The 16,421-nt window shown below is 39.5% G+C and carries 13 protein-coding genes; 9 read left to right on the plus strand and 4 right to left on the minus strand.

Going from position 1 to position 16,421, the window contains the following annotated elements; all coding sequences use genetic code 11:
- Position 1: 1 nt before the first annotated feature.
- Positions 2 to 571, minus strand: a complete 570-nt coding sequence (locus tag C9E88_RS05200) for a PilZ domain-containing protein (protein WP_106985671.1) — start codon at positions 569 to 571, stop codon at positions 2 to 4.
- 27 nt (positions 572 to 598) lie between these two features.
- Between C9E88_RS05200 and C9E88_RS05205 the strand changes: the two genes are divergently transcribed.
- From C9E88_RS05205 to C9E88_RS05215, 3 genes are all read left to right on the plus strand, one after another.
- Positions 599 to 1,834: a lipoprotein-releasing ABC transporter permease subunit gene (locus C9E88_RS05205; RefSeq protein ID WP_106985670.1), complete on the plus strand. Its 1,236-nt coding sequence runs from the start codon at positions 599 to 601 to the stop codon at positions 1,832 to 1,834.
- On the plus strand, positions 1,827 to 2,510 hold the full coding sequence (gene lolD, locus C9E88_RS05210; protein ID WP_106985669.1) for a lipoprotein-releasing ABC transporter ATP-binding protein LolD: 684 nt from the start codon (positions 1,827 to 1,829) through the stop codon (positions 2,508 to 2,510). Before C9E88_RS05205 ends, lolD begins: the two co-directional genes overlap by 8 nt.
- A gap of 116 nt (positions 2,511 to 2,626) precedes the next feature.
- Positions 2,627 to 5,050 (plus strand): DNA internalization-related competence protein ComEC/Rec2, encoded by a 2,424-nt coding sequence (locus C9E88_RS05215; RefSeq protein WP_106985668.1) that lies wholly within the window; start codon positions 2,627 to 2,629, stop codon positions 5,048 to 5,050.
- A 20-nt stretch (positions 5,051 to 5,070) separates the two neighbouring features.
- Here C9E88_RS05215 and C9E88_RS05220 read toward each other — a convergent pair whose 3' ends face one another.
- Positions 5,071 to 6,057 (minus strand): lysophospholipid acyltransferase family protein, encoded by a 987-nt coding sequence (locus C9E88_RS05220; RefSeq protein WP_106985667.1) that lies wholly within the window; start codon positions 6,055 to 6,057, stop codon positions 5,071 to 5,073.
- A gap of 127 nt (positions 6,058 to 6,184) precedes the next feature.
- Between C9E88_RS05220 and sppA the strand changes: the two genes are divergently transcribed.
- Positions 6,185 to 7,222, plus strand: a complete 1,038-nt coding sequence (sppA, locus tag C9E88_RS05225; protein WP_106985666.1) for a signal peptide peptidase SppA — start codon at positions 6,185 to 6,187, stop codon at positions 7,220 to 7,222.
- A complete protein-coding gene (locus C9E88_RS05230) occupies positions 7,219 to 8,019 on the plus strand; it encodes an alpha/beta fold hydrolase (RefSeq protein ID WP_106985665.1) in 801 nt (266 codons plus the stop codon). Before sppA ends, C9E88_RS05230 begins: the two co-directional genes overlap by 4 nt.
- 67 nt (positions 8,020 to 8,086) lie before the next feature.
- Here the strand turns inward: C9E88_RS05230 and purN are convergent, their stop codons facing one another.
- Positions 8,087 to 8,716, minus strand: a complete 630-nt coding sequence (gene purN, locus C9E88_RS05235; RefSeq protein WP_106985664.1) for a phosphoribosylglycinamide formyltransferase — start codon at positions 8,714 to 8,716, stop codon at positions 8,087 to 8,089.
- Between the two features lie 9 nt (positions 8,717 to 8,725).
- Positions 8,726 to 9,796: a phosphoribosylformylglycinamidine cyclo-ligase gene (gene purM / locus C9E88_RS05240; protein ID WP_106985663.1), complete on the minus strand. Its 1,071-nt coding sequence runs from the start codon at positions 9,794 to 9,796 to the stop codon at positions 8,726 to 8,728.
- Positions 9,797 to 9,930: 134 nt separating this feature from the next.
- Here purM and cxpE point away from each other — a divergent pair, with 134 nt between their 5' ends.
- The 4 genes from cxpE (at position 9,931) to C9E88_RS05260 (ending at position 16,235) form a co-directional block, all read left to right on the plus strand.
- Positions 9,931 to 11,151, plus strand: a complete 1,221-nt coding sequence (gene cxpE, locus C9E88_RS05245) for a chloramphenicol efflux transporter CxpE (RefSeq protein WP_106985662.1) — start codon at positions 9,931 to 9,933, stop codon at positions 11,149 to 11,151.
- Between the two features lie 14 nt (positions 11,152 to 11,165).
- On the plus strand, positions 11,166 to 11,870 hold the full coding sequence (gene hda / locus C9E88_RS05250; RefSeq protein WP_106985661.1) for a DnaA regulatory inactivator Hda: 705 nt from the start codon (positions 11,166 to 11,168) through the stop codon (positions 11,868 to 11,870).
- Positions 11,871 to 12,007: 137 nt separating this feature from the next.
- Positions 12,008 to 13,786 carry a rhombotarget A gene (gene rbtA, locus C9E88_RS05255; RefSeq protein ID WP_264766850.1) on the plus strand — a complete coding sequence of 593 codons (1,779 nt, stop codon included), beginning with the start codon at positions 12,008 to 12,010 and terminating at the stop codon, positions 13,784 to 13,786.
- Between the two features lie 13 nt (positions 13,787 to 13,799).
- Positions 13,800 to 16,235 (plus strand): CSLREA domain-containing protein, encoded by a 2,436-nt coding sequence (locus C9E88_RS05260; RefSeq protein WP_106985695.1) that lies wholly within the window; start codon positions 13,800 to 13,802, stop codon positions 16,233 to 16,235.
- Positions 16,236 to 16,421: the final 186 nt, after the last annotated feature.

The raw sequence follows: 16,421 nt of genomic DNA on the forward strand, positions 1-16,421 counted from the left end.
CTCAGTTTTTACTTTGTGTGAGTTCTACACATTCTGCAATTTTTACACGGTCTTGCGGGTGTAAAGTAATAAAGTATGCACCCGTACGATATTTCCCATTTTCTTCCTGACGGCTATAAACTACATGCGCTGTCGCTGCAATATGGAAGAAATTTTCAGGATGACTGAGCGTCATGTGTAAATAAGTGCCTTCCATGATTGGACGGTCGCTAAAAAAGCTTAAACCTGTTTCTGAAAAATTCACATGCTCAGGTACTGGTAACATGCTTTGTACAATTGCGTCGTATAAAGAGCCCGTAATCAGGTTTAACTTTTGGTTGAATAAGGATAATATTCGAGAAATTTGTTGATCTTTTTCAGCTAATTGTTCTAATTCGTAGTTGAGCGCATGATCAAATTGATCTAACTCTGCAAGTAGTAGAAAATAGCGCGGCAAGATAAAATTAGGATCGTAAGGATCATTTAGCGCAACCTCATCAGAAATGATCTGATAGTTAATGCGCAAGGCAGCATCGATACGAGACATTACGCGACGTTCCGTTAAACCGCTTTGATGCTGTACATTTTCCATAATTAAATTACCTCGGACTAGATGGTTATGTTTAAACCGATCTCGCTATATATTGGGTTGAGGTACACTCGCGCACGGCGCAGTAACCACTTCATTTCTTTTATTGCTTTGGTTTCTATGATCGGCCTCACGTTAGGTGTGGCTGTGCTCATTACGGTCCTTTCCGTAATGAATGGGTTTGACCGTGAGTTGAAAAACCGTGTTTTGGGAATGATACCTCAAGCCACTGTTTCATCAACACAAATTTTAACAAATTGGCCCGATCTTGCAAAGAAAATTGAGCATCATTCCCATGTTCAAGGTGTTGCACCTTTTACACAATTGCAGGGAATGCTGACAGCACAAGGCCAAGTTGCTGGTATTATGGTCAATGGTATTGAACCAAAGTATGAGAAAAAAGTCTCAATTATCCAAGATCACATGATCGCTGGTAGCCTAGATAAACTTAAGCAAGGTGAGTTTGGTATTGTGCTGGGTAAGCAAATGACTGACGCTTTAGGTTTGGGCTTAAATGACAGTATTACCTTGGTATTGCCTGAAGCAACCCCGTCGCCTGCAGGGGTTGTACCTCGCTTTAAGCGTTTTAAAGTGGTGGGGATTTTTAGTATTGGTGCCGAAGTCGATTCTATGATGGGCTATATTGCCTTAAATGACGCATCTACTTTATTGCGCCTACCAGATGGTGCGCAAGGCATACGAATGAAGTTGGACGACATTTTTATGGCGCCACAAGTTTCACAAGAAATTGTGCGTGAGTTACCTGCAAACTTCTATGCTTCGGATTGGACGTATACTCACGGGAATTTGTTTAGCGCGATTCAAATGGAAAAAGCCATGGTGAGTCTGCTTTTGTTCCTAATTGTCTTGGTTGCTGCGTTTAATATTGTTTCTTCATTGGTGATGGTCGTTACGGATAAAAAATCAGATATTGCAATTTTACGTACCTTAGGTGCTTCACCGCGGACAATTACACGAATCTTTATGGTTCAAGGCACCATTATTGGGGTGATTGGTACGGTGTCTGGTGCAATTTTGGGAATTATTGCAGCTTCAGGGATTAGTGGTTTTGTTGGTTGGTTAAATACAGCATTAGGCTTACACATGTTTGATGCCTACTTTATTAACTATTTACCATCATATTTAAGATGGCAAGATGTGTGTTTAATCGTGGTGTTGTCATTGTTGTTGAGTTTCTTGGCAACGATTTACCCTGCAATGCGTGCAGCTAAAATTCAACCTGCGGAGGCATTGCGTTATGAGTAATGTAGTTTTAGATGCGCAAAATATCAGTAAGTCATTTACCGATGGTAAAACAACTGTTGATGTGATTCGTAATTTGTCGCTTCAGGTTAAAACAGGCGAGTTTATTTCGATTGTGGGTTCGAGTGGCTCAGGTAAAAGTACATTGCTTCATGTTTTGGGTGGCCTAGATCGCCCAACAACGGGGCAGGTATTTGTACAGGGACGCCGTTTTGATAATTTGGGTGAGGCTGAGCGCGGTTATATCCGTAATGAACATTTAGGCTTTGTTTATCAATTTCATCATTTATTGCCTGAATTTAGCGCTTTAGAAAATGTAGCGATGCCATTGATGCTTCGCAAAGGTACGAATTTTAAAGAAGTAAATCAGCAAGCTGAGTATTTGCTTGAGCGTGTGGGATTATCGCATCGTTTAACCCATAAACCAGGCGAATTATCAGGTGGTGAGCGTCAGCGTGTGGCTTTGGCTCGCGCTTTAGTGACCAAACCCAAACTGATGATGGCAGATGAGCCAACGGGTAACCTTGACCGTAAAACTGCGGTGAAAATTTTTGAGTTACTTTCGGAGCTACGTCAAGAATTTAATATGGCGATGCTGATTGTGACGCATGACGAGCAATTGGCAAAATCCGCAGATGCTGTTTTGCACATGCAAGATGGTGTTTGGGTCGATCACTGAGTATCAATTGAGTGCTTGGTGTATAAGCATATTATTGGAATATTCCGCTATGAATTGAAGCTCACCTCGGTGGGCTTTATTATTGCCAGCAATCATAAAATATTAGAATAAAAAATATGTTGCTTTGTTTTTGCTTGGGCTGGATTTTTGGCACAGCGTGGATGGGAACAACAGGATTTGATGCGCAGATGAGCACAGTATTGGCTTTACTGAGCTTTGTATTCATTATCATCAGTAGTAAATTTATTGCTCAAAAAGGCATTGTATTCAAAACATTAAGTATGGCAGTGGTTCTGTGTTTAGGTGCTTATTTGGGCTTTGCGTACGCCAATCAACAACTTAAGCAACGTTTACAATACACAGTACATCAGCCTGAAAATACCAGCATATTGGTTTATGTGCATGCTTTAAATCAATATAGTGAACACAGTATTCAACAACGCGTTATGGTGTTAAATGCCGCTCGGCAACCTTTGCAGTATTTACTTTATTTGCCTAAAACCAAGACGGTTTCATCTTCAGATTTAGAGTTGGAATTAGGTCATTATTATCAACTCGAAGGCCAGTTAAAGCCTGCGCACACTTATGCAACTGCTGGTGTATTTGATCAAGAACAATGGTTACTCCAGCAAAATATTCAGGCCACTTTTAGAGTTAAACGTGCCATAGCGCTAAATGAAGCTCAAATTAAAGCATTGGGTTATAGCGATATTTTGTATCAACAGCAAAAGTTAATCCCTCAGTTTCGTCTGTGGACTGAAAAACAAAGGCTGGCGTTTAGAGTCAAAATCTTTCATTTGCCCTTAGCACATAAAGGATTGTTACTGGCCTTATTAACAGGAGATAAAAGCTTATTAGATGAAGCGACCGTAGATCAATTTCAACGTTTTGGCATCAGTCATTTGTTGGCCATATCTGGGCCCCATGTCTTAATTTTTGCCATGTTGATCTGTTGGATCATCACGCGTTGCATACGCAAATTTGCACCGCGGTTGTATTTAAAAATACCACGCCAATTTATTTTAATTTGGCCATTTATGGGCTGTGTATTTGTGTACTGTGCTTTTGTGGGTTTTGAAATTCCTGCAATGCGAACTTTTATTATGACGGTCGTTGCCAGTGGCATGTTGGTTTTACGCTTAAGAGTCTATGCCCTTAAGTTATTGGTTTATAGTGCAACGCTTTTATTGTTATTTGATCCTTTTAGTATTTTATCGGCAGCGTTTTGGTTGTCTTATGGCGCATGTTTTATTTTACTCAGAATTTATCAAACACTTTGGCTACAACAGCAATCGCTTGAAGCCAATACGGCTTGGTGGGTCAAACTGCGCTTATCCCTTCATGTGCTGATCACATCACAATGGAAAATTTTTATAGCACTTTTTCCCATGATGGCACTGTTTTTTAAGCAGGTGGCTTGGATTGCACCTTTAAGTAATTTATTGGCAATTCCAAGCTTAGGTTTGGTGGTTGTACCTTTAGATGTGCTGGCGGCGTTCGTTAATTTTTTTGCGCCGGGCATTGCAGCGGTGATTTTTCAATTCAATGATTTTTGTCTAACGCTACTTTTGAGCCTATTGAATGTAATTGACCATGTATTTAATCCACAATTATTAAATATTACTTTTAATCCTGCGACGATTTTACTTCTGAGCCTATGTATTTTTATTTTTTATCTTCCAGATGGCATTGTACCGAAAGCGTGGTTGTTATTAGGTTTAGTTGCGATTTGCTTGAAGTCCTATACACCGCAACCTTTTCAACTCACGGTATTAGATGTAGGGCAAGGTCAGTCTATTTTGGTGCGTGAAGGTCGGCACAGCATGATGGTCGATACAGGTGGTTATTATGATGAGCAGAAATTTAGTATTGGTAAGAATATTATTTTGCCTTTTCTGTCGAGGCAAGGACTATCAAGCATAGATCAATTGGTGTTGACGCATTTAGATCAAGATCATAGTGGGGCCTATTTTTCTATACAAGATCAACTGGCAATTAAAAGCTTATATGCCAGTGAGCATGTAGCTGTGCCTAATGCAACACAATTTGAATACTGTCAACAGGGACAAGTTTGGCAATGGGAAAATGTACAGATAGAAGTCCTTTCACCCAATAATATACAAGCGGTGAGAGCAGGGGCTGAGCGTAATGAAAACTCATGTGTGCTGTACATTCGAATGAACCATGCAATGCCTTATCAATCCTATTTATTGATGGGGGATGCAGGCTGGCAAACGGAATATGAGTTATTAAAAGCTTATCCAAATTTACAAGTCGATGTGTTGGTCTTGGGCCATCATGGCAGTCGACACAGTTCATCATTTGATTTTTTACAGCACTATCAGCCTAAATTGGCTATTGCATCGGCTGGAAAGTGGAACCGCTATGGACACCCGAGTAAAGAAACTCTGGCAAGACTGAAGGCTTTAAATATCCCGATGTTGAGTACAGCCGAAAAAGGCAGTATAGAATTTAAAGCCAAAGATGGTCGAATACAGCTCATCGCATTTCGAGATCAATGGCAATGGTTAAATCATTGAGCTCGAAATTTGTTGAAGTGTTATGCCTTTACGGTATTTTGCGCAGTGTAATCCACGTGTTTTAAGTGTGCAGTCTCTGAACGCAATGTTTGCACAATTTCAATCGCTTGTTCAGGTGCTATGTTATAAATATCTTCTAAAGCAGGATTGGCCTTAAAGCGTTTATAACTCCAATGATAATGTTCTGGATAACGGCGAATCAGGTTTTCTAAAGCTGAGAAAATCACACCTGAACCATCATTTGCCGTACCTTCATAAATATGTGAATCTAATTTTTCAATGTGTATATCAAAAAGCCCATCTTCATTACGCATTGCATAGGCAAATAAAGCACCACATTTGGTTTTTTGAATCAGTTTAGCACTCAGATTGCTGGTTGCCAGGGGTAAGCCAAAATACTCAATCATGTCACCGCCAACATTAGGGGTATGATCAGGTAATATGACGGTCATACCGCCTTGTTTGAGCGCTTTGAAAATTTGGCGCACACCAGATTCATCTGTAGGGACAAGTGTGGCTTGCTCTCGGCTACGTGCATTACGCACAAACTGGTCCGCAGTTTCATTTTTGACGGGTTTGTACATAATGGTCATTTTGCTGTGTTGGGCAAACCAAGCGTTCATTACTTCCCAAGTACCAAAATGTGGGACCACCAAAACTAAGCCTTTATTTTCAGCTAAAGTTTCGTGAAAAAACTCTTCGCCATATACTTTATTTATACGCGCTAAATTTTTCTCAGCAGATGAACCCCAAATGCTGAAAAATTCAAAATATGAACTTAACTCATTACGAATCGCTTGTTCTGTAATTTTTTCACGTGTTGTCTGATCGAGTTCTGGCAGTGCAATATTTAAATTTAAGCGAATTGTGGCAGAAGTCTTTGAAATTTTGAAAGTATTGACCAATGCCGCTAATCCACGAGCAAAAAAACGCGAGAACTGAATCGGCATACGACTGATAAAACTCAATGCACGGTGGGTGGCGTTATGAGGGCTTTGATCATTCATGTTTTATTGGATTATTTCAAATGGAGAAAAATTAAATTAATTATAGGCGAAATTGCGTGGTATAGACAGTTTTCACCATTTACATGTATATAATGGGACAACATTATAATTGAATATTGGATTTTTTATGTCCGATTGGCCACCAAAGCCTGAAAGTGAAATTCAGAAGACAACATCAACAAATAACGTCCATCAGCCCACTGGCAATGAATGGAAAATCTTAGAAAAAGCGGTTTTAGCGTCAGTTGAAGAGCAACGTCGCACACGTCGCTGGGGGATTTTCTTTAAATTTTTGACCTTTGCTTATATCCTTTTTGTATTGGTTGCTTTAGGTAAGGGCTGTAGTACTGCAAGTTCAACTTCAAGTGATGCAGCAGCTTCAAGTTCACACATTGCGGTTGTGGATATTATTGGAACGATTGCAGCGGATAAACAAAGTGTAAATAGCACAGATACTATTCGTTCATTAAAGCGTGCTTTTGAAAATAAACAGAGCAAAGCTGTGGTGTTAAATATTAACTCACCAGGTGGTTCACCTGTTCAATCTGACGAAATTTGGCAAGAAATTCAGTATCTAAAACAACAGCACAAAGATAAAAAACTTTATGCCGTGATTGGTGATACTGGTGCTTCAGGTGCATATTATATTGCTTCGGCAGCAGATGAAATTATTGTAAACCCATCAAGTTTAGTTGGCTCAATTGGTGTGATTATGCCAAATTATGGCGTCAATCAATTGATGCAAAAGTTAGGTGTAGAAGATCGCACCATGACTTCGGGTGAAAACAAAGCCTTACTGTCGATGACTCAACCTGTAGATCCTGCACAAAAAGCACATGTACAAGGTGTATTGGATAATGTCCATGACCACTTTATTAATGCGGTTAAACAGGGTCGTGGTAAAAAACTAAAATCTACAGATCCAGCGATTTTCTCTGGTTTATTCTGGACTGGTGAACAAGCAGTTAAATTGGGTATTGCAGACCGTACTGGCAGTATTCAAAGTTTAAAACGTGAATTAAAAACTGATAAAACTGTGAATTATACCGTTGAATATAGTCCATTCGATTCAATTTTAGGTCGTATGGGGGCTTCAATTGGACAAGGTTTTGCAACGTCTCTAAGTCAGCAAGTACAGACTGAAGGTAGTGCAAAATTACAATGAAGCCGATTATTCATTTTGCACATGCCAATGGTGTACCTGCACAAGTGTACACCAAGTTTTTTCAAGCACTTGAAGATGACTTTGACGTGATTTATGTGCCACTTATTGGCCCAGATCGCCGTTATCCTATTGATAATCATTGGCAGAGTCTGACACAACAACTGATTGATAGTATTGTAAGACAAGCCAAAGGGCGCCCAGTCATTGGTCTTGGTCACTCTTTAGGTGCGGTACTAACTTTTAAAGCAGCGCAGCAACGTCCAGAATTGTTTTCACAACTTATTTTGATGGATCCGCCGTTTGTGACTGGCACTGCATCATTCATGTTACATGTAGTGAAAACTTTGAAGCTTAAAATGTTGGATAAGTTGTCACCTGCAGGACTGTCAAAAAATCGTCGTGATCATTGGGAATCTCGTGAGCAAGCATTTACATCTTTAGTGACGAAAGGCTTTTATAAAGATTTCGATCCAGAGTGTTTTCAACACTATATTGACTATGCTTTGACTGAAGACCATATTCGCGGTGGTGTAGAACTGACCATTAGCAAATATGATGAAGTCAAAATGTTCAACACGAATCCGTCTTGGTATTGGCTACCACAGTCAAAGACCAAAGTTCCTGCACAGTTGCTGGTGCCTAAAGGCAGTCCGTTTTTGCAACATAAGTTCCCGCAACAGGTGAGCAAAAAATTTGACATACCACTACGTATGACCGAAGGCGGGCACATGTTTCCATTAGAGCAACCTGTCGAAGTTGCGAATTTGCTTAAGCAGTTGCTTGCAACAAAAAATTAGCAGAACTAAGGTTCAGCATAATAAAAAACGCATCCTAGGATGCGTTTTTTTATATCTGATATACGGCTTAAAATTTGCAGAATTGAACTGCTTCAGTCATTGGATGACCACGGAACAGTACACCATTTTCAGTGTGTTGAATGGTGCCAGTGCAAATCCATTCAGCTACTTGTGGGTAAATGATGTGTTCTAAAACATGTACGCGGTTTGCTAAGCTGTCAGCAGTATCATGCGTATTCACTTTAAGCACTGCTTGTGCAAGCGCTTGGCCAGCATCGAGTTCTGCAGTCACGTAGTGAACTGTACAACCATGTAGGGCATCACCTGTATTGAGTACACGTTGATGCGTATGCATGCCTTTGTAATGAGGCAATAGAGAAGGGTGAATGTTGATCATTTTCCCTTCCCAAGCATGCACAAATTTGGCACTTAAAATCCGCATGAAGCCTGCAAGAATGACTAAATCAACATCCCAGTCGAGTAGTTGCTGATGCATCACATCATCAAAGGCTTCACGATTTGGATATTGTTTATGCTCAATCACTGCAGTTGCAATGTTTGCATTTTTTGCACGTTGTAGTGCAAATGCTTCAGGTTTATTTGAAATGACTCCAACAATTTTCCCAGATAGATTTGCATCGATTAAGGCTTGAAGGTTAGAGCCACTTCCTGAAACAAGAACAGCAATTTTAATCATTGGAAGTGCTTATGCAAAAATCACACGGATTTTTTCGTCAGCGCCTTCAACAGATTCAGCATTGTCTGCAATATGACCCATTGCGAATGCTTTTTCGCCAAGACTATTGAGCAATTCAACTGTTTTTTCTGCATCTGCAGCATCAACAACCAATACCATACCTACGCCACAGTTAAATGTGCGGTACATTTCAAATTGTTCAACACCACCTTCTTTTTGAAGAAGTTTGAACAATTCTGGCCATTCCCAAGAAGCTTCATTGACTACAGCTTGAGCGCCATTTGGAAGTACGCGAGGTAGGTTACCTGGTAAACCGCCACCTGTGATGTGCGCCATTGCGTGTACATCAACTTCTTTTAATAACTGAAGAATTGGTTTGACATAAATGCGTGTTGGTTCCATCGCTGTATCAGCAAGTGGACGACCATCAACGATTTGAGTCATATCAACGTTTTTCACATCTAAAATTTTACGAAGAAGTGAATAACCGTTTGAGTGCGCGCCACTTGATGCAACACCTACTAAAACGTCACCCGCTTTAACTTTAGAGCCATCAATAATTTTGCTTTGCTCAACTACACCTACGCAGAAGCCTGCAAGGTCATAATCTTCACCTTCATACATGCCAGGCATTTCAGCAGTTTCGCCACCTACAAGCGCACAGCCTGCAAGTTCACAACCTGCGCCAATACCTGTTACGACATTAGCTGCAACGTCTACATTTAAGTGGCCTGTTGCATAGTAATCGAGGAAGAATAATGGTTCAGCACCACAAACCAAAAGATCGTTTACGCACATTGCAACCAAATCTTGACCAATAGTGTCATGACGGTTCAAATTCAATGCTAAACGTAATTTAGTACCAACACCATCTGTGCCGGATACGAGGACAGGTTCTTCATAACCTTTAGGAATTTTACAAAGTGCGCCAAAGCCACCTAGACCGCCCATTACTTCAGGACGTTTTGTGCGCTTAGCGACTGATTTGATACGATCGACTAATGCGTCGCCCGCTTCAATGTCGACACCTGCATCTTTGTAGCTTAAACCAGTGTTTGGGGTAGAAGTTGAGTTGCTCATAATGAAGTCTCCGCATTCGCGCGGCGATTATAACCTGAATAAACGAAACTCTTATGTTATTTATGCGCTAAAATGCTATCTTTATTAAAATATTTCTCTTTTATAACGATTACACTGACATAAAGGTGAGTTTTATGGGCGATCGCACCTTGCGCCGCATTTTTATTCTGGCTGGCATTGCACTTATTCTTTGGGTTATTTATTTACTCAAACCTGTGGTGATTCCTTTTGTAGGTGCTTTTTTAATCGCCTATTTGTTTAGTCCTTTGGTGAATAAACTACATCGAATTGGCTTACCTCGCTGGATATCAATCAGCGTAGTATTTGTCGGTATTGGTGTCGCATTAACGATTGCCATTTGGTACTTGGTACCTCTCATTTGGCAACAATTAATGTATGCAAAAACAAATATTCCTGCAAATATTCATTGGATTAATTATACCTTTCTGCCATGGCTGTCTCATACATTTAATCTTGTGCCAATGGAAATTGACACCGAGCAGATGTCTGCGGCAATCATGGAATATATCCAAACAAATTATAGTGCAGACAGCATTCAAGCGATGTTGATGAAGGTTGCACAGTCTGGTCTGAACTTTATCCAAATTGGCGGTACGGTTGTACTTATTCCAGTGATTGCTTTTTATTTTTTACTGGATTGGGAGCCGATGCTTGAGCGTATGCGTCGTTTAATTCCTCGCCAATATGAAGCTAGCACCATGACAATTGTAGGTGAATGTCACAGTGTATTAGGTGCATTTGTAAAAGGTCAGTTCTTGGTGATGTTTTTGCTTGGCGTGGTATATGCAGTCGGGCTACAAGTTATTGGTTTGGAAGTCGGTTTAATTATCGGCATGATTGCAGGCCTAGCCAGTATTATTCCTTACTTAGGTTTTGCGGTAGGTATTATTGCTGCTGTCATTGCAACTTTCTTCCAATTTGGTATGGATTGGATGCAGTTGGTACTGGTGCTGGTTGTATTTTTAATTGGTCAGGCTGTAGAAGGCTATATTCTACAACCTTTCCTTTTAGGCGATAAAATTGGCTTATCACCTGTTGCCGTAGTTTTTGCTGTTTTGGCTGGTGCACAGTTGGCTGGTTTCTTGGGCATGTTGATTGCATTACCTGTTGCTGCGGTTATTGTGGTGTTATTGCGCCATGCGCGTGAGACTTATGAACGTAGTACAATATATATTGGTGCAAACGCACATGTGAATACTCATGGTGCAGGTTCAATTAGCATTGAAACCGAACAAGCCAATATTGATATTGAATTGAAAGACAGCGCGCTAAATACACTGCAAGACGCTGAAAATTCGAGTAAGATTGAAAAACCAGAAAATAAAGATAGATAAGGCCTGCTTAATAAATGCGTCAATTGCAATTAGATATAGAACCCCAACTTGATGCCCGAATCAGTGATTTTTCAGGGCCGAGCTGGGGGCATGTCATTGATGCGGTTCGACAGCTACATGCAGGTCTCATGAATCGCTTTTATGTTTATGGGGGAGCAGGGTCTGGAAAGAGTCATTTACTCTCGGCGATTTGCGATTCATATCTGGAAATTGGTAAAACCGCGATACAAGTTTCGTTGTTAGAACTTTTAGATGCCCCGACAGAAGCGATTACATCACTCGATCGTTATGATCTGGTGGCACTAGATGACATTGAAGCGATTAGCGGTGTACCACATTGGCAAAAAGCAGTATTTCATTTAATCAATTATAATAATGAAGGCGGTGGGCAGTTGGTGTTTTCATCCCGCTTTGCACCCATTGAGCTCAAACTAGAATTACCTGATTTACAGTCACGTTTAACACAAGCGGTGAGTGTAAAGGTGCCAAATGGTAGTTTATATGCAGATCGACAGGCTTTGGTCACTTCAGTGTTGAACCGTCGAGGCATACATATTGATCCGCAAATCATAGATTATTTACTTTTACATGGCCCGCATCAAACCTCGGTATTATTACAAACGCTTGAGCAGTTAATTCAACTACTTAAAGGTGAAAAGCTGAAAATTAGCCATGCAAATTTACGTCAAATTTATGCACTGATTGATGAATACCGTTAATCGATAAAAAACTTGAGTAATTGCTCTAGCTGTGACAAAGTACACAAAAATAGTATGTAGCTGTCAGGAACGAGCAGCGAAATATAAAAAGATAAAAAAAAATCAAGGAGAATGTGATGCTCAAACGGAGCATAGTCATGGGTTTACTGTGTTTTGCAGGGCACGCCTATAGTGCTGAAATTGCAGTAACAACGACTGATGATAATGATGTAGATGACAACGTTTGTTCACTACGTGAAGCAATTCAATATATTAATGCAGGCATGCCAAAAGAAGGCTATCACGGCTGTGGAGGCGAAGGTGCTGTCTCAATTATTTTGCTTGAAAAACAAGCAACATATAAATTAAAAAGCCGTATTGATATAAAAGCAGGCTTAACCCTTAAAACCACCTATGACAGTACTGAAAATCAATCAGTCGCGGTTGGCTTAAACAATGCCACGATTCAAATGGATGGCCAAGATCAAATTTTCCATATTGATGATGGCAATAAAGCTTTGATTACAGTCAACTTCCAAGAAGTTTCTTTTCAAGGTTGTGGAACCAGTGCTTGTGCAAGTTTAGGCGGTATTATTTATAATAATGAGAAATTAACACTGCAAAGTAGTGCATTAAAAGGTGGCCGTGCAGATAAAGGCGGTGCTATTTATAATGTTGGTTTTTCAAGTGAAAGTGCCTCTTTAGGCAGCGTCGTTCAAACTTATAATGTGCTCTTCGAAAATAACCAAGCCAATAACGGAGCGGCGATTTATAGTGTTGCGCCAAATTTCTGGATCGCTTCTTCTGTGTTTAAAGGAAATACGGGCGATGTGACGATTTATACCGAAAATCCATTGGCGAATGCAAGTTCATTAGTTTTTCCAGCACGTGATCATTTAATTACCAATTCAACATTTTTTAAAAATTCAGGTTTTGCACTGAATCTTAAAGATGGCATTGGTTTAAATAACCTCACTATTATTAAAAATGGTGGTGGTGTTTTGCTAGATGTTCAAGACGGACAGGGATATCTTGCAAATAGTATCTTGTTGGGCAATGGTACTGCCAGTGGCTCAATGAACTGTAAAGTTGTAGATCAAAGTACCGATAAAAGCGTTATTTATAACAACTTACTGACTGCTGAATGTCCAACGGCGGCTGTTGAAAATAATAATACGGTATGGGCAAAAAATGATTTAATTGCGGGTGAAGACGAAGGTGTTTGTAAGAATCTAAATGATGATACAACTGCATTACTGTGTCCATATAGCGTTCCAAACAATGCATTTTTGGGTTATTTGCGTCCACGTATTTTAGTAAGTTTTGCCGATATTTTTTCTGGTCCTATCTTGAATAAAGGCCAAACTGAAGCGAATGGAAATAAGCAATTCGTAGCGTGTGAAAGTAAGGATCAGCGTGATAAAAACCGTGAAACAAATAATTTGTGGTGTGACCGTGGTGCAGTTGAAATTATTGTTCCAAGCAGTATTCCGCGTATTGCTGACGATATTAAGCCAGGCCAAACCGCAAAATTTAATATTCTACAATCATTAGGGGATAGCGATTTAATTCCTAAAGAACAATGTGATGTTGTTGTTGGTAAAAATCCCACAGGTGCAGCTTGGCAAGATGGATGCTTAGTCATTAAACAGACTCAAGCGGAATCTAAAGGAAAAACAACGCTCAATTTGAATGGCGATTTAGAATATATTCCAAATGGTGCTTGGCATGGCGCTGATATTTTTGAGCTTCAAGTCGTAACGTCTTCAACACGTTATAACCCAGCAAATAAGTATATTTCTGCGGAAGTCCGTATTTATCAAGAACCAGACAACGATATTGATAGTAAGTCTGTAAAAACCTCCGGTGGCGCATTTGGCCTTTATGGATTAATGGGCTTGTTTGGATTGATTGGTTTACGCCGTCTAAAAAAATAAGAAGGGAATTGCCATGAAAAATTATAAAAAAGGATTATTAGTGCTCATGGTTCTTTCTGCGATGTCATTGATGGCGGCAGAAGAAAAAACCATTGAAGTCAACACATTTGAAGATGAGAATGGTGAAAACTTAGATAACTGTTCTTTACGTGAAGCCATTTTTGCGGCGCATAAAAATGCCGCGTTTGGTGGTTGTAGCGCAGGTGATACCAATTCTACACAAGCCGATGTTATTCAGCTGAAGGAAGGTACTTACAAGCTAACTCGTGGAGAATTGAAGCCAGAGTCAGCTGTCGATATTCGAGGTGCGACACGCTATAACTACGATCAACGCAATGCGCTTACAGATGCTTATCCTGCTTATGAAGATTTAAAAACCTTTATTGTTGGGGATGGCACACATCGTATCTTCAATACAGCGCAAACTTTTGCCAATTTAGACTTGACCGATGTCGCATTGAAAAATGGTAAAGCTGATTTGGGTGGTGCAATTTTTTCTGGCGGTAATTTGTCTTTAAACCGAAGTGCAATTCTAGATTCAACTGCCGTACAGGCTGGTGGTGCAATCTATGCTTTGGCACAAAATGGTGAAAGAACTTTAACGATTAACAGTACATTATTACAAGGCAATAAAGCTACGAAAGGTAGCGTATTGGCCATGGATTGCGTCAGCAATATGAGTGATAGCAAGCCTGTTCTTAGCTTATTGCAAAGCAGTATTATTAAAAATGGCGCGACGGATAACCAAAGTATTTTAGACTTTTGTGGAAATGTCTCTGCTACGATATCGACCAATACAATTGCGCAAAATATTGCAAATCCAAACAATGGTAGCGTGATTAAGGCGATATCAGAAGGAAATAACTTATTAAGTCAGTACTCAAATATCGTTCTTGCGAATAATACTATTGTAGAAAATGATGCATATACGGGTCTGTATTATGACAAAAATGGTACTAAGCAATTAGGCTTTAATGTCTTTGCATATAATGGTAAAAATATTGCAAACTCTAAATCATGTCGTTTTATAAATAATGCAAAACCTGATGATGAATTAAGCTTCATTGCTTTTAACAATGCTTTAGAACTGAGCGCATCAAAATGTGATTTACCAAAGTCTGCATTAGATGAAGCAGTAGATGACTATAAAAATGTCGATGTCAGTAATACAGCGATGTCGAATATCTTGTCGAATTTAATGCCAGCATCTGCATATAACGTTTTCTTACCATTGTATTATCCTAAGCGATATTCAACGGGCTATGACTTATTTGATGTCTCTTCTATTAACTGTAATACCTTTAGTACCGTTTCAGCGGATCAACGAGGGATTCAGCGTGTCATTGATGCGACGTTATTGTTAACACCGGATCAACGTAACCTGTGTGAAATTGGTTCAGTTGAAGTAATGAACTTAACCGCTGCAGATGTACAAGACTTAAAAAATACATCTTTGGTGACCTTGGTTGATAGCTATGAAAAAATTGTTGATCAACTGAAAAAAGACATTGAAGATCCAAACTTTAAACAATACAAAATTGCGAACCAAGATGATTTATCTGAAATGGAGCCATATTTAAATAGCTTAAAAGCGAATTTGAAATATCGCGCGATTTATTTCGATCCATTCAAGTTGGCATTGGCAAGTGAAAAATCAACGGATGCTTCAGGGAATCAAATTGTTAAACGCTTGGATGCAGATCATTATAACGTCAGTGTTAAAACACTCGGATTAGGCACAGATCTATTGATAAATAATGGTGTGCCTACGGTTGTTAATACTGGTGCTGATTCTGATTTGATTTGTGAGTGGAATGCTGGTTTAAAACAAATTGTTTTATACCGTAGTAGTGGTGCGGTGAGTGCTCCAGGTGTAATTGGTTATTGCACATATACGCTAACGGATAAAGAAAATCCAACAGTTACATCTTCAGGCATTTTAAAGTCTACATTTAACAACATTGCGCCAGTGGCTGTATCTGATGAATACAGCATTAGTAGTAATAATAATTTAACGGTCAGCGTTAATCCGTTGGAAAATGATCACGATCACGGAGATGGGCCAGAAAATACAGTACCTGCTGGTAAAAAAATCTGGTTCCAAAATGCGTTAGGTCAGAACACAGCAATTAAATTTGACACGATTCCTGCAGGTTTAAACTTTAAAGCTGAATTTAGTGGGCCATGTCCTGAAGCTTATGCACGTGAGACATGCTATGGTGGCAATATTGAATTTTCTGTGAAAAATAATCTCAGTCAGTTTGATTATCCTGTGAAATATTCAGTATTTGATTCTGAAGGTACGGAATCAAATCAAGCTACCATTACACTTAAAAATGCAGCTAAAAACACCAATACTTCATCGAGTGGTGGTGGAGGCTCTATGGGCGTGTTGGGTGTATTTGCGTTAATGGGCTTAGCAGTATTCCGTCGTAAATCAAAAGCATAATCTGTAGTCTTGGTTAGCTATGTATTATTTTATGGCTAGCCCTTTATATAAAAAGCCAGTACTCATGTACTGGCTTTTTTGTACCTATTTGACAAAGTAGTTATGTTGAAGTTTTATCGCATTATTTAAAAGTAGTTTGTACTTACGGATTTAATGTTGCAATTTATGCAAAAATGCCAGCGATTA

This window comes from Acinetobacter cumulans (assembly GCF_003024525.3).
In the GTDB taxonomy this organism is placed as follows: Bacteria; Pseudomonadota; Gammaproteobacteria; order Pseudomonadales; family Moraxellaceae; genus Acinetobacter; species Acinetobacter cumulans.